Below are 21628 nucleotides of genomic sequence, written 5' to 3'. Positions count from 1 at the left end.
AAGAATGAAACTATCTCATTGGTTGATATTTATGTGCCTGATGTGTATTACGGTTTCTACGTCGGCACAAAAGCGTAACAAAGTATACGAAGACTATATACATAAATACCGGGGTATCGCTGTAGATGAAATGAAGCATTACCGTATTCCGGCAAGTATTACGCTGGCACAGGGACTGCTGGAGTCGGGAGCTGGAAAAAGTGAGTTGGCGCGGAAATCGAACAATCACTTTGGTATCAAGTGTGGCGGTTCATGGGACGGACGTTCCGTACGTCATGACGATGATGCGCGTAATGAGTGTTTTCGTGCTTACAAGCATCCGAAGGACTCTTATCGCGACCATTCAAAATTTTTACGTTCGGGTGCGCGCTATGCGTTTTTGTTTCGTTTGAAAATTACCGATTATAAAGGCTGGGCAAGGGGATTGAAAAAAGCAGGTTATGCTACCGATCCGCAGTATGCCAATCGTCTGATTAATATCATAGAATTGTATGACTTGGATAAGTACGACCATAAAGGGGGACTGGAATGGGCGGAAGAGTTCCCGAATCCTCATCAGCCTTATCTGGCAAACGAACTTCTTTATGTCGTAGCACGTCGTGGAGATACATTCAAGTCATTGGGAAAAGAGTTTGATATCAGTCACCGTAAGTTGCGTAAATATAATGAACTGCCTAAGGACTATGTATTCCGCGGTGGTGAAATCGTATATTTGGAAGAAAAGCGTCGTCGTGCTACTAAAGATCATATTGCATATGTTGTTCGTAGCGGTGATTCGATGTATAGCATTTCACAGAAGTTTGGTGTACGACTGGAGCGTCTGTATAAGATGAACAATATGGACCCTGATTCTCCAGCACCGAAAGTTGGAGATATCTTACGCTTGCGTTAACAGCTGCAAAACTTTGGGGTACAGATAAAAAAACTCTCCCTGTTTTAGTCTTGCATAATAAATGAGGACTGAAACAGGGAGAGTTTTTTATAAAGATGAAGCAAATGCTTTCGTTTTTCAGAAAGTCTCTTTGCTACTTAATGTATTTGTTGTTATTTGCTGAACTCTTTGTGGAATTCTACTACAGCTTCTATTCCTTTACGGAAAATGTCGAGCGAGAAGTTCTCATTGGGTGAGTGAATGGCATCACTTTCCAGTCCGAATCCCATCAGGACAGTTTTGATTCCCAGAATCTGTTCGAAATCGCTGATAATAGGAATACTTCCTCCGCGTCGTACAGCCAGTGGTTTTTTACCGAATGCCTTGGTAAATCCTTTTTCGGCAGCCTGATAAGCTGGAAGAGATATCGGACATACATAGCCTTCGCCTCCGTGCATAGGAGTAACCTTTACCTGTACATATTCAGGAGCGATGCTGTTAATGTAATCGACAAACAGTTTTGAGATGACTTCATGGTTCTGATGAGGAACCAGACGACAAGATACTTTGGCGTATGCCTTCGATGGAAGAACGGTTTTTGAACCTTCTCCCGTATATCCTCCCCAGATTCCGCAAACATCGAACGACGGACGGCAACTGTTGCGCTCCAGAGTAGAATAACCTTTTTCACCTTTCAACGCTTTTACACCGATGGCTTCCATGTATTTCTTTTCATCGAAAGGAATATGGGCAATCATGTCGCGTTCAGCTGCTGGTACTTCCTCTACATCATCGTAGAAGTGAGGAATGGTGATACGGCCGTCTGCATCTATAACCTGTGCAAGCATGCTGCATAACGTGTTTATCGGGTTGGCAACAGCTCCTCCAAAGTGTCCGGAATGCAAATCACGGTTCGGGCCGGTAACTTCTATTTCCCAGTAAGCCAGTCCGCGTAGTCCGGTTGTCAGCGATGGCAGGTCGGCTCCAAGCATACTTGTGTCTGAAACGAGGATAACGTCGGCTTTCAGCAATTCCTTATGCTCTTTCAGGAAAGCATTGAGGCTGGGTGAGCCGATTTCTTCTTCTCCTTCGAAAATAAATTTCACATTGTGCTTCAGCAGCCCTTCTTTTACTACGTATTCGAATGCCTTTGCCTGAATCATAGCTTGTCCCTTATCGTCATCGGCTCCACGTGCCCAAATGTGTCCGTCGCGCACTTCCGGTTCGAAAGGTTGGCTCTTCCATAGTTCAAGCGGTTCGGCAGGCATGACATCGTAGTGAGCATAAATAAGTACGGTCGGTGCATCGGGACTGACACGCTTTTCTGCGTAGACAAGCGGATTGCCCTGTGAAGGCATAATCATTGCTTCGTCTGCTCCTGCTTCCAGAAGCAACTGACGCCAGCGTTCGGCACAGGCAAGCATATCATCTTTATGTTGAGGCAGGGCACTGATACTGGGTATGCGAATCAGGCTGAAGAGTTCCTCTAAAAAGCGGGATTCGTTTTCTTTGATGTATTGTTTGATTTCCATGGTTATGATTTATAATGTTGAGGCTTTATCGAGTAAATAATAATCGAGTAATGTCATGGCAGCCATAGCTTCTACGATGGGTACAGCACGGGGCAGTACACAAGGATCGTGTCGTCCGCGAGCCTTCAGAATGGTTTCATTTCCGTGAATGTCTACCGTAGGCTGTTCCATGAGAACGGTTGCCACAGGTTTGAATGCTACCCGGAAATAGATATCCTGTCCGTTGCTGATACCTCCCTGAATACCTCCCGAGCGATTGCTGCGGAAGCCTATTTCTCCATTATTGTTATAAAAGATATCATTCTGCTGACTTCCCTTCAGTTCCATGTTGCTGAATCCTTGTCCATACTCGAATCCTTTTACGGCATTGATGCTGAGCATCGCATTTCCCAGTGCGGCATGCAGCTTACCGAATACTGGTTGCCCGAGTCCGACGGGACATCCTTTGATGACGCAGCTTATTACACCGCCGATGGTATCGCCTTCTCCTTTTATACGGAAAATGTAATCGGCCATCTGGCGTGCCAGATCCTGATCAGGACAGCGTACCGGGTTGTTTTCTATGCTGGTTAAATCGTAAGCTGTATAGTCTTTATCCAGTTTAAACGGACCGACCTGTGAAGTAAATGCCATAATGCTGATACCTAACTGACGTAAGGCAAGCTTGGCCAATGCTCCGGCCACTACACGGGCTATTGTTTCGCGGGCAGATGAACGTCCTCCGCCCCGATGATCGCGTATGCCATATTTCTGGGTGTAAGTATAATCTGCGTGCGAAGGACGATAGACATCTTTCATGTTGTCATAATCGTTTGAGTGCTGATTGGTATTCCATACGGCAAATCCGATAGGGCATCCTGTTGATACTCCTTCGTATATGCCTGAAAGAAACTCTACTTCATCAGCTTCTTTACGTGCAGTTGTAATGGCAGACTGTCCCGGACGGCGGCGGTTCAGTTCTTTTTGTATAAATTCCATGTCTATGGTAATGCCTGCCGGAAATCCGTCTATCACTCCGCCAATAGCTTTTCCGTGTGATTCGCCGAAACTAGTCAGACGGAATATGTTTCCAAAAGTGTTATTGTACATAGATTCTTTAATGTTCGTTTTTAGTTAGAATTTGCTTCCAGCTCCTCCTCCTCCGAAGCTTCCTCCGCCAAAAGAGCCACCACTGAAGCCTCCACCGCCGCTACCTCCGAAACCTCCTCCGAAGAACGGTCCGCCAAGGAAAGGGCCTCCGTTGCCTCCACGGTGATGGAAATCGTCTTCGTCACGTACTTGTCTTTGTCGGCGGACAATGTGTCCACAGTTTGTGCAGTGTAGCACGATTTCTTCAGTGCGGATGCCGTTCATACGTGATATCGTTCGTATGGAAAGCTGACGAAGCGTATGTTTATGGCACTGTGGACATCTCTTGCGTTGTCGTACGCTGAACCATAAAAGTGTAGGCACAATGATGAAACAGCATATCAGGATGATGAGAAGTAAATAATCTGTTTCTTCTTCCTTCCGGGGAACGGGAGGTTCACCTGTTCCGTCCAGTTGGCGGCTGATAGCTTGAATACCTGCCAGCATACCGGCATCCCAGTTGCCTTCTCCCAGGTATTTGTTCATGTACCTTACTTGTATCTGTTTGCAGACAGCATCAGGAAGAACACCTTCCAGACCATATCCTGTGGCAAACTGAATGCAACGTTCTTCTGTAACCAGCAGGACAACCAGTCCGTTGTCTTTTCCTTTTTCTCCCACACCGTTCTTTTCTCCCAGCTGATAAGCAAATTCGAAGCAGTCACCTCCGTCTATTTGCTTTACGGCTACGACTAGCGTTTGAACACCAGTCCGTTGCTCCAAAGCAAAAAGTGTAGTGTCCATCGCAGCTACTGCATCGGCACTCAATATTCCATCGGGATTGCTGACATAGCGGGTGCGGTTCTGCAGGTGAACCATCGGTATTTCTTCTACCTTATAGGCATGCGACTGTGCCCACAGTGTGGTGAAGATGCTGCAAAGCAGCAGTGCAAGCGATATGATTCTTCTCATTCTTGTTAGAATTTAACTTCAGGAGCTTGTTCGGCTCCTTCCTGAGCTTCGAAATAAGGACGCTTTTCGAATCCGAACATACCGGCAAAGATATTTTTCGGAAAGCGACGTATTGCTGTATTGTATTTGCGTGCTACATTGTTGAAGTTACGGCGTTCCACACTGATGCGGTTCTCAGTCCCTTCCAACTGTGCCTGAAGTGTCTGGAAGTTTTCATTGGCTTTCAAGTCTGGATAATTTTCTGTTACGGCAAGCAGACGGCTCAAAGCACTGCCTACTTCACCTTGTGCACGCTGATATGCTTCCATCTTTTCTGGAGTCAGATCGTCGATGCTTACCGTTGTCTGGGTTGCTTTGGCACGAGCAGACACAACAGCGTCGAACGTTTCCTTTTCGTGTGCTGCATATCCTTTGACGGTATTGACCAGATTAGGTATTAAGTCAGCACGGCGCTGGTATTGGTTTTCTACATTACTCCATGCTGTTCCTACAGCTTCTTCCTGTGATACCATTGAGTTATACGAAGAAATTCCGTAAACAGCAATAACAGCTATTACGGCAATAATGATAATCCATGTCTTTTTCATAAATGTAAATGTTGTATTTGGTTTCTGTTACAAACATACATAAAATTATGCGGAAAACCGAAAGGCTTATTGAAAAAACTGTTAGTTTGCTTTATAATGGAAAGCATGATTACTAGGATGGAGGTATTTTTGAATAAAAAAGGAAAAGCTGCTGAACAAAAGTTCGCCGAAATGGTTATTATACATTATTGTTTTATCATTTTTTTTTATTTAGTGAAGATTTTATGAAGCGATTTCTTTGTTATTCCTTACTTCTTGTAATCTCAGTATTACTTGTCGTTGCTTGTAAGAAAGACCCGATAGTTGAAGAGCGGAAACAGACAATATCTCCGTCGGATGGAAGCTCGGACGAGCATGGAAAAGATGATTCTTCTTCAACTCCGGAAGGTACTCTTACACGTATAGAGATTGTGTCTCTTCCTGTGCAAACGACTTATTTACTTCATGCTGATACTGGTTTAAACCTGGAAGGACTTGTTGTGGAAGGTATATACGATAATGGTAAGCGGGAAAGGCTGTCTGTTTCGGCTGATAATATTTTAGGGTTTTCGACAGAAAATGTATCAGAAGAACTTCCTGTAACAATTGTTATAGATGGTAAGCAAGCCAGCTTCACAATTAAAGTGGTTGACTATGTAATCAAAGACGGAGTACTGACAGAAGTTTTAATGAAAGAAGGGGAGGAATATCGTCTTCCAACCGATGTAAAGGTAATTGCCTCTTCTGCTTTTGCTTCTTGTTCTTTCAATAAAATCATTTTAAATGAAGGATTGGAGGAAATTCAGGCTGATGCCTTTTCAAACAATCCGGTGAAGGAAATAGTCTTTCCTGAAAGTCTGAAAAAGATAGGTGAATATTGTTTTTATGGTTGCCGGAATCTGATTCAGCTCGATTTAGGACATACCCAAATAAAAACTATACCGATGCGGGCACTTTCGAATGTTGCTGCAGAAACGATTGTTTTACCTGCTTCATTGGAGGAAATAAGCAGTCAGTCGTTATTGCATACAGACAACTTACGTTCGATAGCTCTTCCTGAATCTCTGAAGAAAATTGGGATTGAAGCTTTCCGTGAATCAGGATTACGTGAAGTGACTTTACCGAATAGTATTGAACTGATAGAAGAAAGAGCTTTCTATTTGTGTCGTAATCTGCGTCAGGTAAAAAGTACCGGTATCTTAAAGCAGGGAGTGACAGGTATTATGCATCATGGTATTTTCCAATATTGTCCGGATTTATCTGTTGTAGAACTTCCGGAAAGTGTTGAATCTGTAGGGCAGACTCTTTTCTCTGCCAATGTTCACTTTGATGTTCTTACTCTTGGTCGAAATCTGAAGCATTTAGCTTTTAATGCTTTAGGTAACAGTTCTGTGAAGGTGTTTACCGTGAATGCACCGGAACCTCCTTCTTTAGAAATTTATTCTTTACCGGAACAAGTTGAACAGGTTGTCGTTCCCAAAGGTGCGTTACAAGCATACAACCATAAAGTTGACAATGAGAGCCTTCGAAATAGTTGGGGAACATTAGTCGGCAGAATGAAAGAAAATAACTGATTATTTTGATAGATATAAAAATTCCTCCAAGGGCATTTCTTTGTTTTTGCTCGAGGAGGAATAAAAACCTTCTTAAGGAATATACTTTTTGATGAAATGTTCTACACGTGAGGTATATTCTTCAGGATAATAGAAATAAGAGGTAGCATGGTCAGCTCCCGGAACAATCCAAAGTTCCTTGGGCTGAGGCTTTGCCTCGTAAACTTTATGTACCATATAAGTGGGTACGAAATTATCTTTATCACCGTGGATAAAGAACATTGGTTTTTGGCATTTGGCAACTTGTTTTACAGCAGATGCTTCTTTGAAGTTCCATCCATTTTGCCATTCACACAGCCAGCTGGCAGTATATAGTAAAGGGAATGCGGGAAGTCCGAATTGTTCTTTTAATTCTTTTTTGAACTGATCCCATACACTGGTATATCCACAATCCTCAACGAAGCAACGTATATATGCTGGAAGCTTTTCTCCTGAGAGCATCATGGTAGTGGCAGCTCCCATTGATATACCGTGTACTACTGCTTGTAAGGAATCACCAAACAATGCAGGAGCAATGTCAATCCACTGCATGACATCTTTTCGGTCTAACCATCCCATTTGAATAGCGTCACCTTCAGATAACCCTGTATAGCGTAAATCAGGGAGTAAAATGTTATAGTTTAATGAATGGTTATACAGATAACCGATGTGAAACATGCGGATAGCATTGTCTGTATATCCATGTACGATAATTGCCGTATGCGAGGTGGGCTTCATGGCTCTGGCATAGAAGGCATGCATCCGTATACCATCGGGAGAGATGATAAAAGTATCGCGTAGTGCATGATGATTCTGAAGGCTGTCTACCCATGGGATAATTTGCGGATATTTTTCTCGCATAAAAGTGAAAGAGCCTTCCATATCTTTTCCTCTGTTTTCAGGGCGGAGTGAAAAGTTTATCATGTATATGCTTCCTCCGGCAAGTAAACCCACTAGAACCAATAAAAAGATTCCTGTGCCAATGGCAATTCGTTTTTTCATATATAACTTACTGATTGATTTACTTTAATAACAAGTTATATGCCTTATTTGTTCCAGATATCCCATGCACCGAAAGCTTGCAAGAGTAACATTTCGAGTCCGTTCTTTACTACAGCTCCATGTTCACTTCCTTTTCTCATAAATAGTGTTGTATTAGGATTATACAGCAAATCGTAAAGCAAGTGACGTGGAGTAAGATATTCGTAAGGTATTTCCGGACATTTGTCTGCTTGCGGATACATTCCTACGGGTGTACAGTTTACAATTATTTTGTATTCGTCCATTATTTCCGGTGTCAGTTCCGAATACGTAATGGTATGCTCATTGTGTGCACTTCGTGAAACAAAAAGTGTTTCTATGCCAAGTGTCTTGAGGCCGTAATTGATGGCTTTTGATGCTCCTCCTGTTCCTAAGATAAGAGCCTTAGTATGAAAAGATTCTAAAAGTGGCTCGATAGATCGGGTAAAACCGATAACATCCGAATTGTGTCCTATCAGTTTAAGTTTTCCTTTATTGCGCTCGAATTTGATAACGTTTACAGCTCCTATAGCTGCTGCGTCTGGGGTTAATTCGTTTAAGAAGGGAATGACCTTCTCTTTATAAGGAATTGTAACGTTTAACCCTTCTAGTGTGGGGTTGGATACAATAACTTGTGGAAAATCTTCTATAGTGGGGATTTCGAAGTTTACGTACTCCGCATCGATATTCTCCGACTGAAATTTTTCATTGAAGAAATTCCTGGAGAAAGAATGTCCGAGCGGATAGCCTATCAAACCGAATTTTTTCATAAAAAAGATATTTAAGTTCTTAATTATTTAGTCGCAAAATAAAGTGTGCAGATGCCTAAGGTCAGTCTTTGGAAGTGTACTTGACTAAAACCAGCCTTGCGGATGATACCTTGCATGATTTCTCCTTGTGGAAAGGCTTTGATGGACTGGGGTAAATATGTATAGGCACTGCGGTCTTTAGAGAAAAGTTTTCCCAATGTGGGTATTACAATTTTAGAATAGAGGGCATATAGTTGTTTCATCGGAAACCATTCAGGTTCTGATAATTCTAAAATAACGAGATGTCCTCCTGGTACTAGTACACGATGCATTTCCTGTAATCCTTTATCCAGATTCTCGAAGTTACGTACTCCAAAAGCTACTGTTATGGCATCAAAGCAATTGTCGGTAAAAGAAAGATTAGTACAATCTTCCTTGGCAAAGGATATGTGTTCGGAGAATCCGGCTTGCTTAACTTTTTCCCGTCCTATGTTCATCATGCCTTCCGAAATGTCTGTACCTATCAATTCCTGCGGATGAAGCATTGTAAAGGCTTGTATGGCGAAATCTCCTGTGCCGGTAGCTACATCCATGATACGTTGAGGATGATAGGGTTTCAGACAGTTGATAGCCTTGCGCCTCCAGCTTTTATCTATTCCCCATGAGAGTACATGGTTCAGGTTGTCGTAAGCAGGAGCAATGTTGTCGAACATTTTTTCTACTTGTACGGCTTTACTTTCGCTTTCGTTATAAGGTTTGATTTCTTCTTGTGGATAATGAGGCATAAGTTTAATAAAATAAAGGATTGAAGAATGGAAAAAGAAGAATGAAGAACTTGTTTCTAATAAAGATTCCGTTGTATAGAAAGAATCTTCATTGATTGTTCTTCATTCTCCGTTTTAAAATATTATCCTAAGTATTCAGTAACGTTCTTTTCGATGCGTTCTGCCAATTGATCTGTATCAGCTTTAACGAATGTTTCACCTGTGATGTGCTCATACAATTCAATATAGCGGTCGCTGATAGAAGATACGATTGCCGGAGTCATTTCAGGAACTTTCTGTCCTTCTTTACCCTGGAATCCGTTTGCCATCAACCATTCGCGAACAAATTCTTTTGATAACTGCTTCTGAGGTTCACCGTTTTCAAAACGTTCCTGGTATCCTTCTGAATAGAAGTAGCGACTTGAGTCAGGAGTATGAATTTCGTCCATCAGATAGATTTCTCCATTGTGCTTTCCGAATTCATATTTAGTATCTACAAGGATCAAGCCACGTTCTGCTGCCATCTGTGTACCACGTTCGAACAGAGCCAGTGTATAACGTTCCAGAGTTTCATATTCTTCAGGTGTAGCAAGTCCCTTAGCCAGAATTTCTTCTTTGGAAATATCTTCATCGTGCATACCCATTTCAGCTTTAGTTGTCGGGGTAATGATCGGGTGAGGGAATTTTTCATTTTCACGCATACCTTCCGGCAGACGTACGCCACAAATTTCACGAACTCCACTCTTGTAAGCACGCCATGCACTTCCGCACAAATAGCCGCGTACAATCATTTCTACAGGGAATCCTTCACACATAACACCTACGGTTACCATAGGGTCGGGAGTAGCTAATTTCCAGTTGGGGCAAATATCTGTCGTTGCATCGAGGAATTTGGCTGCAATCTGATTCAGCATTTGTCCTTTGTAAGGAATACCTTCAGGCAATACTACATCGAATGCAGAAATACGGTCGGTAGCAACCATTACTAACTTTTCATCCTTGATGTTGTAAACATCGCGCACTTTGCCGTGATATACACTTTTCTGTCCCGGAAAGTGATAGTCTGTTTTAGTTAAAGCTTTACTCATTTTCTTTCTATATTTAGTAATGAATATATTTTTCTTTACTTACAACTCCAGTTATTGGAGAGAGGGTTTGTCTGTATTTTTCAGGCTTTTCGTTTTCTCTTCAAATTTTTCGTAAGCCTCTACAATACGGGTTACCAGCTTATGGCGTACAATGTCTTTCTTGTTCAGTTCTATGAAGCTGATACCTTTTACACCTTTAAGAATCTTGATAGCCTGTACCAGTCCCGATGTTTGTGATGAGGGAAGGTCTATCTGTGTCATATCCCCTGTAACGATCATTTTGGTATTCATACCCATTCGGGTAAGAAACATCTTGATTTGTTGTGTGGTAGTGTTTTGTGCTTCGTCAAGAATGACAATTGCATCATTTAATGTTCGTCCACGCATGAAAGCAAGAGGAGCAATCTGTATGATGTTCAGTTCCATGTATTCCTTCAGTTTGGCAGCAGGTATCATATCCTGAAGGGCATCGTACAATGGTTGCAGATAAGGGTCTATCTTGTCTTTCATATCTCCAGGCAAGAAACCTAACTTTTCGCCTGCTTCTACTGCCGGACGGCTTAATATGATTTTTTTGATTTCTTTATTCTTAAGAGCACGTACTGCCAATGCGATAGCAGTATACGTTTTACCCGATCCGGCTGGACCGATAGCAAAGATCATGTCATTCTTATCGAATTCTTTTACCAGTTTCAGCTGGTTGGTACTTCGGGGGGTAATGGGTTTTCCGGTGACGCTATATACAATTACATCGCCGGTCTTTTCGATTTGCGGTTTGTTTCCTTTTATGATGTCCAATATCGCTTCTTCGTTCAGCGAATTATAACGTGCGCAATGTTTTTCCAAAGCGAGTATTGCTTCTTCGAATGCACACATTTCTTCTTCATCCCCCATTACTTTTATGACATCTCCGCGTGCCACAATGCGTAACTTGGGGAACAATGCCTTAATCATTTGCATATTGGCATTGTTTACACCGTAAAAAATAACCGGATCAATATCTTCTAATACAATATGTTTTTCGATCATTCAGATTATTTTGATATGCTCGTTTGTTTATTTTTCTGCAAATTTAATCATTCCTTTTTATCTGTACACGATATACGGTAAATTAATTTCTGCTTTCTGCCAGCTGTTTTCTGTCTATTTGTTGTACGATTACCGCAATGTGAGGTGAACTAAGGAAGTTTCTCTTCATGAATTTTTAAAAGACAGCTTTCTTTTTTATCTTTGTGCCCTTGTATTTTCTATGAATTTTGGGAAAAAGATTGACTGGAAACATGAAAAGACTAACAGGAATAACATGTATGATAGCTTTGGTTGCAGCTGGTATATTGGGTAGCTGTGGCCATGAAGACAAGTCTATCAAACTGAATAATCCACGCAATATTCGTGGGGTGGTGAGTTACAAAAGAAGTTTTGGTGATTTAAATGATGTACAGCTGGCTTCTGCACGCCGTATAGGGATACGTCCTATATCCTCGCGTGAAGCAGCAGTCGACTTGGATGGTGATTTAAAAGAGATCGTATCGTGCGAACGCTATGATGTAGATTCTCTGACTCACTCCATACCGTTTCTTGTTCCTCGTGCAGCAGCTTTACTGGATACCCTTGGTATAAATTTTCTGGATTCTCTGGAAAGTAAAGGACTGAACCCTAATAAAATAATCGTAACTTCTGTTTTACGTACTAAGGATGATGTGAAAAAACTGCGTCGTACTAACGGAAATGCGTCGTTGAACTCCTGTCATTTTTATGGTACTACTTTCGATGTAAGCTGGAAACGTTTTACTAAGGTGGAGGATCCAGACGGACGTCCGATGCAAGATGTGAGCGCCGATACACTGAAACTGGTCCTGTCGGAAGTCTTGCGTGATTTGCGCAAAGCAGAACGCTGCTACGTAAAGTATGAATTGAAGCAGGGATGTTTTCACATAACGACAAGATAATCAGAAATGTTCAGATATTTTATTTATTTAGCTTACGATGGTGCCAATTATCATGGCTGGCAGATTCAGCCAAATGGCAATAGTGTGCAGGAAACATTGACTCGTGCACTTATCACTTTTTTGCGTGATGATGCAATAGAAGTAACTGGTGCCGGAAGAACAGATGCTGGAGTACATGCCCGCCTGATGGTAGCTCATTTTGATATCGAGCGGATGCTGGATTGTGATAGTGTGACAGACAAACTGAATCGTTTACTGCCTCCAGATATATCTGTATATCAGGTTCGCAGGGTAAGACAAGATGCTCATACCCGTTTTGATGCGACTTATCGCACTTATAAATATTATATCACAACCCGTAAAGATCCCTTCAACCGGAATTATGCCTGGAGAGTTTTTCAGTCATTGGATTTTGATAAGATGAATGAGGCAGCAAAGGTTTTGTTTGAGTATACAGATTTTACCAGCTTCAGTAAATTGCATACAGATGTAAAGACAAACAATTGCCGTATCATGCATGCACGTTGGGAACAGATAGGGGAAGATGAATGGGTATTCACTATTCAAGCCGACCGTTTCTTGCGTAATATGGTTCGTGCCGTAGTTGGTACACTGGTGGAAGTGGGACGAGGTAAACTTACTGTAGAGGGATTCCGTAAGGTAATAGAAGAAAAGAATCGCTGCAGTGCAGGTACATCGGTTCCGGGACATGCCTTATTTCTTGTTGATATTGGCTATCCCGACGACTTGTTTGCTGTCTGTTGAGGCTAATTCTTTTCTGTCAGATATTTCCAGTATCGTACCGGCATGTCTTTTTTATGCTTGACAGGATTCAATCTTTCTTTGATACAGATAGATTTAAAATAGCTTTTCCATAATGTTTGGAAAAGCTTTTCGTTTTTATCCAGCAGACTTTCGTCCAGTTTTCCTGTCAGCAGATGCGTCTGTTTAGGATCTGCAAATGTGATTTCATTTACTTCTTTTCCATCATAATAGTAACCGTAATGTCTTTTTACATCATAAATAAGCCATTTCTGATCGGCAAAACGATCACGAAAATGCCGGATAGTAAGAGGAAACACATCATATAGCGGTTCCATGGCTCCGTAATATATGCTTTCGGTAGTTTTCTGGAAACGTATGAACTGTAAAATGCGGTAACGTTCGTCGGCTACTTTTTTCCCTAATTTGGAAACGGCAAGAATATCAGGATCTGCAAAATTAGTTTCTATTGAGCGTGAAGCGTCAGTTATTTTCCGTATATAACGGAATAGCACGATAGCTATGTCGGACGCTTCCGACAGCCAGCTGTAAGTTAGCATGGAGAGTGCTCCTTTTGATAACTTTTTTCCCAATGATTTCCAGACTCGTTCCGCTTTTTCATCATCAGTTATAACAGTATATGTTTCATCATAAAAAAGAGGGAGAGTGTCTCCCTCTTTTATGATAGAATCGGGGAATTTCTTAAGTCTGTATGCCTCAAATACAGCTGTAAGAAGTCCCTCAAATGTTTTATCGTACTGGAAAATTATCATAGATTCCGGATAGATAGGTGTTATTCGATATCTTCCAGAATGATAGAGTAACTTGCTTCAAAGCTTTTTCCGGGAGCAAGATGCTGCATCCATTCTCTGTCTTTGAATTCTCCTTCATAACCTACTGTGTCACAACGTCCGTACCAGGGTTCGATACATACAAAAGGAACATTGGGATAAGTTGCGCTTGGTGACCATACTGCAACCAGCGGACTGTTGAATTCCAGACTGATGTATGGTTGTTGCTTTTTATCCAGAAGAGTTATTTTTTTCAGCTGGCTATTGTCGAACATGTACGTATCGCATGCAAATGTATCTCGTCTTAATTCCATCAGGCCTTCATGCAAGGTCAAGGTATGACGCTGAGGTAGTACACATCCTTTTTCTGCAGGAGAAATATACTCTAATGTTTTGATTTTTTTGCCAAAATCGAGGAATCCTCTTTCATTTGTTTCAGGATTCAGGTCACGGTAGTAAAATGCCGGATGAGCACCTATCTGAAAATGAAGATCTTTGTCGCCAGTATTTTGTACACTCCACATTACTTCAATACGGTTGCCTTTCAGACGGTATCCTATTTCGAGCACGAAAGGAAATGGATATACTTTCATTGTCTCTTCGTTGCTTTCTAAGGTATAGATTGCTGCATTTTCTTCCTCGTATGCAAGCTGGAAGTCCATGTCGCGGGCAAATCCGTGTTGTCCTAACGAATATGTTTGTCCTTTATGACGGTAGGTATTATTCCATACTCGTCCTACTATCGGGAACAATACAGGAGAATGACGTCCCCAAAATTGAGGATCGGCTTGCCATAAATACTCGGTTCCGTTTGCATAAATACTTACCAGTTCTGCACCGTGATCGGCAATTTGAATACTGATTTTATCGTTCGACAGGTTTTTCATATATTCTATTTTTTATTGTTAGTTTATTCTTGTTGTTCATTGATTGAAATAGTGTAGTTACCTGTTGGCGGAATTAAAATAGCTCATATTTAACTCTGCCAATAGGCTTTTCATTTTTGTAGTTAATATATTGGAGGATTGTAAGTGCGCTAATCTTCCCGATAATCCGGGCAAACAATCCATCTGTATCTTTCGCATAATTCCTTATAATCATAAACTGGTCACACAATTGCGAGAATATGGTTTCAATTCTTTTTCTCGCTTTGGCAAAAGCTGGGAATGTTGGCTTCCATTCTTTTTGATTACATCTGTATGGTACCTCCAATCTGATATTGGCAGTTTCAAACAGATCCAATTGCACTTGGGCACTTATATATCCTCTGTCCCCTATGACTGTACAATTACTATAATCCACTTTCACATCCTTCAGGTAATGAATGTCATGCACACTTGCCTAAGTGAGGTCAAAGGAATGGATGACACCACTTAACCCACAGACTGCATGGAGTTTATACCCATAATAATACATGCTTTGTGATGCGCAGTAGCCTACCCCAGGTGCTTTACTAAAATCCTTCTTTCCCATACTGCAACGTTTGGAACGGGCAATACGACATACTTCTATCGGCTTCGAATCAATACAGAAATAGTCTTCACCACCATCCATTTCAGAAACCATTCTTTCTCGGATTGCATTACATAGGGAGGAAGTTGTTTTACGCCTGTCATTGTATTGTCGGTGGGAAATAAGGTTGGGTATTTCAACCCTATATTCCTGTAGCTTTGCAAACAACAGAGATTCACTGTCAATACGGGGCAGCCTCTGATGCCATGTTCAAAGCCACTACTTCAAGGTCTGAGAATTTAGGGACGACTCCTCGTCTTGGCACATTCCCAGATTCATTGACTAAATTGCCGGCAATTTGCTTGCATATGTTCAGTAATTTTGCGAATATTGCATATAAGTTGTGCATACGATATTTGTCTATTAAAAGTTTGGTCACCTTTAATTTGCTAAATATCAACAATATGCACAACTTTTTAAACATAAATCTTTTATAATTTAATTCCGCCAATAGGTTTATATCCTAAGATTTTAGTTGGTTGATTTTTATAGAGGGGCTGTCTGCTCATTTCATGGTTCTTGTTCTTGTCTGTCTTAGAACTATGATAATAAGAAACAGCCTTCTCTTTTTTTATTTACTTACTTCTTTCAGTTTCGTACCGTTTAAGTCATAAATAGAAACCTTTCCATCTTCGAATATTGCAAACGTAGGTACATTTCCACCTTTGGGGAAAGTGACAGAACCTGTGTTACATATCACCATATTTTCTTTCTTTTCAAGTTTCCACAAGTGAGTGTGTCCGTAGAAGAAGTAATCATGTTTTCCCTTTGGAAGTTTCTCCTCATTATATACATGTCCATGTGTCAGGAAAAGTCGTTTTCCGTTATCTGCTACCAAAGCGTAATCCGCTAGAATAGGAAAATCGAGCAGCATCTGATCTACCTCAGAATCACAGTTGCCTCGTATGGCAATAATTTCATCTGCCATGCTGTTGAGGCGTTCTGCTATTCCTTTGGGATTAATTCCTTCAGGGATGCTGTTTCGGGGGCCATAATTCAAGATATCACCTAGTATGAACATCATGTGGCAAGTTTGCTCTTTATAAAACTCTAAGACTTTTTCCAAGGCTGGCAGTGAGCCATGTATGTCGGATACAATTAAATATTTCATGATAATGTTATTATAAATTTGCGCAAAAATAGAAAGTTTTCTGAAAACATACAGAAGTATTTTTACGATATTTTCGGTGTTATTAGAAATAAACAGACATTAGTGTCCCGTTAAAATCGGGACGAATTAAATATTAATCAAACAACCCCGGGAAAAGGGGATTTAATTGCTCTTTGACATCATTGAAATTAGTCTTATTGAACAACTCTTGTAAAGGTGTTTTATCCGTTAATGAAATGCTCAAAATCTGTAGGACCTCATAGGTCGAACGGCTTAAGTGCAAATCATGTTGGATAATAGCTACCAAACAATAAGTGATAATAGCCACACTTATCTGAATACGGACTGCGTTTTCTGTGGTGCCCCAGAACCTTTTGATTTTAAGGTGCTGCTTCAACCATTTGAAGAACAGTTCTACAAGCCATCTCTTTTTATAGAGATTAGCTACATCAAGTGCAGATATATGTTTGGCATTTGTCAGGAAGGTAAATTCACGATCATCTTCTTCATCATAGAACCTGATAATCCTGAATGATTCCGGATACTTCTTTTCAGAGGTATATCCTGATAATTTCACTTCAGCATCAGATAGTATATTCTTTGGTAGTCTGCGTTTCCATTTGCAGAACTTAAATTTAAGATTCGACTTGGCTCTTACGACAAAGAAAGAGCCAGTAAGATGAATCCGATATAGTTCCTTAAACGAATCATACGCTCTATCAAAAATATAGTATGCATTTGGTTCATAATGAATTGCAGACATTGCTGTTGAGTCATGTTTTGAAGCTGTGGTTACTGTAAAAAAAGCCGGAACCTGAGCCTCAATGTCATAAAGGACATGTGCCTTGACTCCACCTTTTTTACTTCGAAATTTAGCCCAAGGAAATGTTGCCAAACATAACGGAATGGTGGTTGAATCAAAAGCGTACTTCTTTCCTTCGATATCCAGAATATGAGTAGCTCGTTTATCACTGGCTTCTTTCATCATGAAGAATGCAAAATCTTCAAAGATTCTGTAATCCCTATTTTGGTTAGCTGATGCAAGTGTGGTTTTGGCCAAGGGTTCACGACCCAATCCCAAATGATAACACTTGGCTTGATGTGCTTCCAATGCAACAATCAGGTCGCGTAGGCTCTCACGATTGCTTAGCTGTCCGAACATCATAGCAAGAAGCTGGTTCCAGCAAGTGAAATGTTTGACGTAACGATTTCCATCGTATTTGTCCACGATTCTTCTGAATTTATTGTTGTTCAAAAACTCTACCAATTGAGCGAAAACATATTTGTCTTGATTCATTTGAAGCCATTTGATTTGGTTTCAAAGGTACAATTTCAAATCGTCGCGCTTTACAAATAGAGTATAATAAGCTATATTTCAGTTATTTCAAAGAACTATTTATCCACTTTTACGGGACAGTAATGATAAACAGATATTATTAAAAAGTATTGTTTTTATAGATAAGTTCCCTTGTTAAAGTTACTGTTTAATTTTATTGTGTCAATAAGTTATTGATGATTAGAAAAATATCGCACAACAATGATATCTTATTATTATGTTTTTATAGTAATCAGTAGCTGTAATATTGGTGAGGAAATGAGGAGAATGGATAAATAAAAAAGAGATTCAAGAAATAGTTCTTGAATCTCTTTTATTATTTATCAGAATACTTGTTTAATAAAACAGGAGAATTATTCTTCACTCCAGTCCATTGCAGCCATACGCTTGTAAGAAGCATAACGTTTCTTAGCCATGTCTTCACAAGCTGCGAACAAGTCTGCAGCTTCAGTAGGATACTGTTTCATTACAGAAGCGAAACGAACTTCACCCTTCAAGTAGTCTTGGAAGCCTTCCCAGTTTGGTTCTTTAGAGTCAAGTGAGAACGGATTCTTACCTTCTTCTTCCAATGCTGGGTTGAAGCGCCACAAGTGCCAGTAACCACATTCTACAGCCTTAGCTTCTTCAGCCTGAGATTTACCCATACCAGCTTTCAAACCGTGGTTGATACATGGAGCATATGCGATAACCAATGATGGACCTGGATAAGCTTCTGCTTCGCGGATAGCTTTCAAAGTCTGAGCCTGGTCAGCACCCATAGCAATCTGAGCTACGTAAACATAACCGTAAGTAGTAGCAATCATACCCAAGTCTTTCTTACGTACTCTCTTACCTGAAGCAGCGAACTTAGCGATAGCACCCAGCGGAGTAGCCTTAGAAGACTGACCACCTGTATTAGAGTAAACTTCAGTATCCAATACCAGGATGTTTACATCTTCGCCAGAAGCAATCACGTGATCCAAACCTCCGTAACCGATATCATAAGAAGCACCGTCACCACCGATAATCCATTGAGAACGTTTTACCAAGTAGTCTTTGAATTGGTAGATAGTAGCGCAAGAAGCACATTGGTCCTTAGTAGCTTCTACCAGCGGAATGATCTTTTCAGCAGCAGCCTTGCTCTTGTCAGCATCGTTACGGCCTTCAATCCATTCCTGGAATGCAGCTTTGTGTTCTGCCGGGCAGCTATCGCTGGCAATAGCAGTCTTCATAGCTTCTTCCAGACGGCTACGCAATTTCTTGTTCGCCATTTCCATACCCAAACCGAATTCGCAGAAGTCTTCGAACAATGAGTTAGCCCAAGCCGGACCCTGACCCTTTTCATTGGTAGTGTAAGGAGTTGAAGGTACAGAACCAGAGTAGATAGAAGAACATCCGGTAGCGTTAGCAACCATTTCACGGTCACCGAACAACTGAGAAATCAGTTTCACATACGGAGTTTCACCACAACCAGAGCAAGCTCCAGAGAACTCGAATAACGGAGTAGCGAACTGAGAGTTCTTCACGTTAGCCTTGATGTCAACCAAGTGTTGTTTGCTCTTCACATTGTCAGAGCAGTAAGTCCAGTTAGCAGCTTCAGCCAACTGAGTTTCAAGCGGCTTCATAGTCAAAGCCTTGCCACCCTTCTTCGGGTTACCCGGACATACATCGGCACAGTTACCGCAACCCAAGCAGTCCATAACGTCTACCTGAACACGGAATGTCATACCGTCGAACTGTTTACCAACAGCCTTCAATGTAGCGAAGTTTGCACCTGCTTGTTCGTTTGCATCCAATACGAATGGACGGATAGCAGCGTGAGGACAAACATAAGCACACTTGTTACACTGGATACAAGTTTCAGGATTCCATTCAGGAACGAATGCAGCTACACCACGTTTTTCGTATTTAGCTGTACCCTGATACCAAGTACCGTCTTCGATGCCTTTGAATGCAGATACCGGCAACAAGTCACCATCCTGTGCATTGATCGGACGAACTACTTCGTTGATGAAAGCAGGATCGTTATTGGCAGCTGCTGCTTCTACTTCAAGGTTAGCCCAAGCAGCATCAACAACCAGCTGTTTGTATTCACCACCGCGGTCAACGGCAGCATAGTTCTTGTTAACCACATCTTCACCCTTCTTACCGTAAGATTTCACGATGAACTTCTTCATCTGTTCTACAGCCAGGTCTACAGGGATAACGCCTGTGATACGGAAGAATGCAGACTGAAGGATGGTATTGGTACGGTTACCCAAACCAATTTCCTGAGCAATCTTAGTAGCGTTGATATAGTAAACAGTGATATTGTTTTCAGCAAAGTATTTCTTCACCTTGTTCGGCAGGTTCTTAGCCAACTCTTCGCCTTCCCAGATTGTATTCAGCAAGAAGGTACCGTTCTTACGCAAACCACGGGTTACATCATACATGTGCAAGTATGCCTGAACGTGGCAAGCTACGAAGTTCGGAGTATTTACCAAATAAGTTGAACGAATAGGATGGTCACCGAAGCGCAAGTGAGAGCAAGTGAAACCACCTGACTTCTTAGAGTCGTATGCAAAATAAGCCTGGCAATATTTGTCGGTATTGTCACCGATAATCTTAACAGAGTTCTTGTTAGCACCTACTGTACCGTCAGCTCCCAAACCGAAGAACTTAGCTTCGAACATACCTTCACCGCCCAATGCGATTTCTTCTTTCTGAGGAAGAGAAGTGAAAGTAACGTCGTCTACGATACCTACGGTAAAGTGATCTTTCGGCATAGCCAATGCCAAGTTTTCATATACAGCCAGAATCTGAGCCGGAGTAGTATCCTTAGAACCCAAGCCGTAACGTCCGCCTACGATAAGAGGCGCATTTTCCTGTCCGTAGAAGCATTCTTTAACATCGAGGAACAAAGGTTCGCCGGTTGCACCCGGTTCTTTGGTACGGTCGAGTACAGCAATACGCTTAGCAGTCTTAGGAACAGCTGCCAAGAAATGTTTAGCAGAGAACGGACGGTACAAGTGTACAGAAACCAAACCTACTTTTTCACCGTTAGCCATCAAGTGGTCGATAGCTTCGCGAGCAGCTTCTGTTACTGAACCCATTGCGATGATAACGCGTTCTGCATCTTCAGCACCATAGTAGTTGAACAAGCCATAGTTACGTCCGGTAATCTTGTTGATTTCGTTCATGTATTCTTCTACGATAGCCGGAACTGCATCGTAATACGGATTACATGATTCTCTGTGCTGGAAGAAGTGGTCAGGGTTTTCAGCCATACCGCGTGCCACCGGTTTGTTCGGGTTCAATGCACGTTCGCGGAATTCAGCCAAAGCTTTCTGGTCAACCAGCGGAGCCAAGTCTTCGTTTTCCAGCATTTCAATTTTCTGGATTTCGTGAGAAGTACGGAAACCATCGAAGAAGTTCATAAACGGAACGCGAGACTTGATAGTAGCCAAGTGAGCTACACCAGCCAAGTCCATAACTTCCTGTACAGAACCTTCGCACAACATAGCGAAGCCAGTCTGACGAGCAGACATTACGTCCTGATGGTCACCGAAGATACACAAAGCGTGAGAAGCCAGTGTACGAGCTGATACGTGGAATACGCAAGGCAAGAATTCACCTGCAATCTTGTACATATTCGGGATCATCAGCAACAATCCCTGAGAAGCAGTATAAGTAGTTGTCAATGCACCAGCCTGAAGAGAACCATGTACAGCACCAGCAGCACCACCTTCAGATTGCATTTCTTGAACCAAAACAGTTTCACCGAAGATGTTTTTACGACCTGCGGCTGCCCATTCGTCTACATATTCAGCCATTGTAGAAGATGGGGTGATAGGATAAATAGCTGCAACTTCTGAGAACATATATGAAATATGTGCTGCAGCTTGGTTACCATCACAAGTGATGAATTTTTTTTGTTTAGTCATACAATTACTAATTATATTTAGGTAATAAAATCTGTGCCGTTAA

The 21628-nt window shown here is 41.5% G+C and carries 18 protein-coding genes and 1 pseudogene; 4 read left to right on the top strand and 15 right to left on the bottom strand.

Annotated features, from left to right (window positions below):
* The first annotated feature begins 4 nt into the window (after window positions 1-4).
* Window positions 5-892: a glucosaminidase domain-containing protein gene (locus BACCOP_RS00185; RefSeq protein ID WP_007564819.1), complete on the top strand. Its 888-nt coding sequence runs from the start codon at window positions 5-7 to the stop codon at window positions 890-892.
* 152 nt (window positions 893-1044) lie between these two features.
* Here BACCOP_RS00185 and BACCOP_RS00180 read toward each other — a convergent pair whose 3' ends face one another.
* Genes BACCOP_RS00180 through BACCOP_RS00165 form a run of 4 tightly spaced genes read right to left on the bottom strand, consistent with a single transcriptional unit; the run spans window position 1045 to window position 5030 of the window.
* On the bottom strand, window positions 1045-2403 hold the full coding sequence (locus BACCOP_RS00180) for a dipeptidase (protein WP_007564818.1): 1359 nt from the start codon (window positions 2401-2403) through the stop codon (window positions 1045-1047).
* Window positions 2404-2412: 9 nt separating this feature from the next.
* Window positions 2413-3492 (bottom strand): chorismate synthase, encoded by a 1080-nt coding sequence (gene aroC / locus BACCOP_RS00175; protein WP_007564817.1) that lies wholly within the window; start codon window positions 3490-3492, stop codon window positions 2413-2415.
* 24 nt (window positions 3493-3516) lie between these two features.
* Window positions 3517-4443: a TPM domain-containing protein gene (locus BACCOP_RS00170; RefSeq protein WP_007564816.1), complete on the bottom strand. Its 927-nt coding sequence runs from the start codon at window positions 4441-4443 to the stop codon at window positions 3517-3519.
* Between the two features lie 5 nt (window positions 4444-4448).
* Window positions 4449-5030, bottom strand: coding sequence for a LemA family protein (locus BACCOP_RS00165; protein ID WP_007564815.1), 582 nt, complete (start codon window positions 5028-5030; stop codon window positions 4449-4451).
* A 224-nt stretch (window positions 5031-5254) separates the two neighbouring features.
* On the opposite strand from BACCOP_RS00165, the gene BACCOP_RS00160 reads away from it, so the two are divergent.
* The gene (locus tag BACCOP_RS00160) at window positions 5255-6583 is read left to right on the top strand and encodes a leucine-rich repeat protein (protein WP_007564813.1); all 1329 of its coding nucleotides are present in this window, start codon (window positions 5255-5257) and stop codon (window positions 6581-6583) included.
* 72 nt (window positions 6584-6655) lie between these two features.
* Here the strand turns inward: BACCOP_RS00160 and BACCOP_RS00155 are convergent, their stop codons facing one another.
* From BACCOP_RS00155 to BACCOP_RS00135, 5 genes are all read right to left on the bottom strand, one after another.
* Window positions 6656-7603 (bottom strand): alpha/beta hydrolase, encoded by a 948-nt coding sequence (locus BACCOP_RS00155; RefSeq protein ID WP_007564812.1) that lies wholly within the window; start codon window positions 7601-7603, stop codon window positions 6656-6658.
* A 44-nt stretch (window positions 7604-7647) separates the two neighbouring features.
* The gene (locus BACCOP_RS00150; protein WP_007564811.1) at window positions 7648-8391 is read right to left on the bottom strand and encodes a shikimate dehydrogenase family protein; all 744 of its coding nucleotides are present in this window, start codon (window positions 8389-8391) and stop codon (window positions 7648-7650) included.
* 23 nt (window positions 8392-8414) lie between these two features.
* Complete coding sequence (ubiE, locus tag BACCOP_RS00145) at window positions 8415-9155, bottom strand: bifunctional demethylmenaquinone methyltransferase/2-methoxy-6-polyprenyl-1,4-benzoquinol methylase UbiE (RefSeq protein WP_007564810.1); 741 nt, start codon at window positions 9153-9155, stop codon at window positions 8415-8417.
* Window positions 9156-9277: 122 nt separating this feature from the next.
* On the bottom strand, window positions 9278-10222 hold the full coding sequence (locus BACCOP_RS00140) for a phosphoribosylaminoimidazolesuccinocarboxamide synthase (protein ID WP_007564809.1): 945 nt from the start codon (window positions 10220-10222) through the stop codon (window positions 9278-9280).
* A 51-nt stretch (window positions 10223-10273) separates the two neighbouring features.
* Entirely contained in the window at window positions 10274-11251 is a 978-nt protein-coding gene (locus BACCOP_RS00135) for a PhoH family protein (RefSeq protein WP_007564808.1), read from the bottom strand.
* A gap of 278 nt (window positions 11252-11529) precedes the next feature.
* Between BACCOP_RS00135 and BACCOP_RS00130 the strand changes: the two genes are divergently transcribed.
* Together BACCOP_RS00130 and truA are read left to right on the top strand one after the other, a co-directional pair.
* The gene (locus BACCOP_RS00130) at window positions 11530-12171 is read left to right on the top strand and encodes a DUF5715 family protein (protein ID WP_007564805.1); all 642 of its coding nucleotides are present in this window, start codon (window positions 11530-11532) and stop codon (window positions 12169-12171) included.
* A 6-nt stretch (window positions 12172-12177) separates the two neighbouring features.
* Window positions 12178-12936 carry a tRNA pseudouridine(38-40) synthase TruA gene (truA, locus tag BACCOP_RS00125; RefSeq protein ID WP_007564791.1) on the top strand — a complete coding sequence of 253 codons (759 nt, stop codon included), beginning with the start codon at window positions 12178-12180 and terminating at the stop codon, window positions 12934-12936.
* A 2-nt stretch (window positions 12937-12938) separates the two neighbouring features.
* Here the strand turns inward: truA and BACCOP_RS00120 are convergent, their stop codons facing one another.
* The 6 genes and pseudogenes from BACCOP_RS00120 to nifJ form a co-directional block, all read right to left on the bottom strand.
* A complete protein-coding gene (locus BACCOP_RS00120; RefSeq protein WP_007564789.1) occupies window positions 12939-13706 on the bottom strand; it encodes a TIGR03915 family putative DNA repair protein in 768 nt (255 codons plus the stop codon).
* A gap of 20 nt (window positions 13707-13726) precedes the next feature.
* Window positions 13727-14611: an aldose 1-epimerase family protein gene (locus tag BACCOP_RS00115; protein ID WP_007564788.1), complete on the bottom strand. Its 885-nt coding sequence runs from the start codon at window positions 14609-14611 to the stop codon at window positions 13727-13729.
* A 73-nt stretch (window positions 14612-14684) separates the two neighbouring features.
* Window positions 14685-15660, bottom strand: a pseudogene (locus BACCOP_RS00110) (IS982 family transposase).
* A gap of 147 nt (window positions 15661-15807) precedes the next feature.
* A complete protein-coding gene (yfcE, locus tag BACCOP_RS00105; RefSeq protein WP_007564784.1) occupies window positions 15808-16347 on the bottom strand; it encodes a phosphodiesterase in 540 nt (179 codons plus the stop codon).
* Window positions 16348-16480: 133 nt separating this feature from the next.
* Window positions 16481-17644, bottom strand: coding sequence for an IS4 family transposase (locus BACCOP_RS00100; RefSeq protein WP_007564783.1), 1164 nt, complete (start codon window positions 17642-17644; stop codon window positions 16481-16483).
* 392 nt (window positions 17645-18036) lie between these two features.
* The gene (gene nifJ, locus BACCOP_RS00095; RefSeq protein ID WP_007564781.1) at window positions 18037-21585 is read right to left on the bottom strand and encodes a pyruvate:ferredoxin (flavodoxin) oxidoreductase; all 3549 of its coding nucleotides are present in this window, start codon (window positions 21583-21585) and stop codon (window positions 18037-18039) included.
* Window positions 21586-21628 lie beyond the last annotated feature (43 nt).

Origin of the sequence: Phocaeicola coprocola DSM 17136, assembly GCF_000154845.1 — a bacterium.
Taxonomy (GTDB): Bacteria; Bacteroidota; Bacteroidia; order Bacteroidales; family Bacteroidaceae; genus Phocaeicola; species Phocaeicola coprocola.
The sequence above is the reverse complement of the archived record's forward strand: the minus strand, read 5'-3'. Positions and strand labels throughout refer to the sequence as shown.

Bases quoted from the DNA above. Each gene is read 5' to 3' on its own strand.
- BACCOP_RS00185 (WP_007564819.1), top strand. From the start codon at position 5: ATGAAACTATCTCATTGGTTGATATTTATGTGCCTGATGTGTATTACG.
- BACCOP_RS00180 (WP_007564818.1), bottom strand. From the start codon at position 2,403: ATGGAAATCAAACAATACATCAAAGAAAACGAATCCCGCTTTTTAGAG.
- aroC (WP_007564817.1), bottom strand. From the start codon at position 3,492: ATGTACAATAACACTTTTGGAAACATATTCCGTCTGACTAGTTTCGGC.
- BACCOP_RS00170 (WP_007564816.1), bottom strand. From the start codon at position 4,443: ATGAGAAGAATCATATCGCTTGCACTGCTGCTTTGCAGCATCTTCACC.
- BACCOP_RS00165 (WP_007564815.1), bottom strand. From the start codon at position 5,030: ATGAAAAAGACATGGATTATCATTATTGCCGTAATAGCTGTTATTGCT.
- BACCOP_RS00160 (WP_007564813.1), top strand. From the start codon at position 5,255: ATGAAGCGATTTCTTTGTTATTCCTTACTTCTTGTAATCTCAGTATTA.
- BACCOP_RS00155 (WP_007564812.1), bottom strand. From the start codon at position 7,603: ATGAAAAAACGAATTGCCATTGGCACAGGAATCTTTTTATTGGTTCTA.
- BACCOP_RS00150 (WP_007564811.1), bottom strand. From the start codon at position 8,391: ATGAAAAAATTCGGTTTGATAGGCTATCCGCTCGGACATTCTTTCTCC.
- ubiE (WP_007564810.1), bottom strand. From the start codon at position 9,155: ATGCCTCATTATCCACAAGAAGAAATCAAACCTTATAACGAAAGCGAA.
- BACCOP_RS00140 (WP_007564809.1), bottom strand. From the start codon at position 10,222: ATGAGTAAAGCTTTAACTAAAACAGACTATCACTTTCCGGGACAGAAA.
- BACCOP_RS00135 (WP_007564808.1), bottom strand. From the start codon at position 11,251: ATGATCGAAAAACATATTGTATTAGAAGATATTGATCCGGTTATTTTT.
- BACCOP_RS00130 (WP_007564805.1), top strand. From the start codon at position 11,530: ATGATAGCTTTGGTTGCAGCTGGTATATTGGGTAGCTGTGGCCATGAA.
- truA (WP_007564791.1), top strand. From the start codon at position 12,178: ATGTTCAGATATTTTATTTATTTAGCTTACGATGGTGCCAATTATCAT.
- BACCOP_RS00120 (WP_007564789.1), bottom strand. From the start codon at position 13,706: ATGATAATTTTCCAGTACGATAAAACATTTGAGGGACTTCTTACAGCT.
- BACCOP_RS00115 (WP_007564788.1), bottom strand. From the start codon at position 14,611: ATGAAAAACCTGTCGAACGATAAAATCAGTATTCAAATTGCCGATCAC.
- yfcE (WP_007564784.1), bottom strand. From the start codon at position 16,347: ATGAAATATTTAATTGTATCCGACATACATGGCTCACTGCCAGCCTTG.
- BACCOP_RS00100 (WP_007564783.1), bottom strand. From the start codon at position 17,644: ATGAATCAAGACAAATATGTTTTCGCTCAATTGGTAGAGTTTTTGAAC.
- nifJ (WP_007564781.1), bottom strand. From the start codon at position 21,585: ATGACTAAACAAAAAAAATTCATCACTTGTGATGGTAACCAAGCTGCA.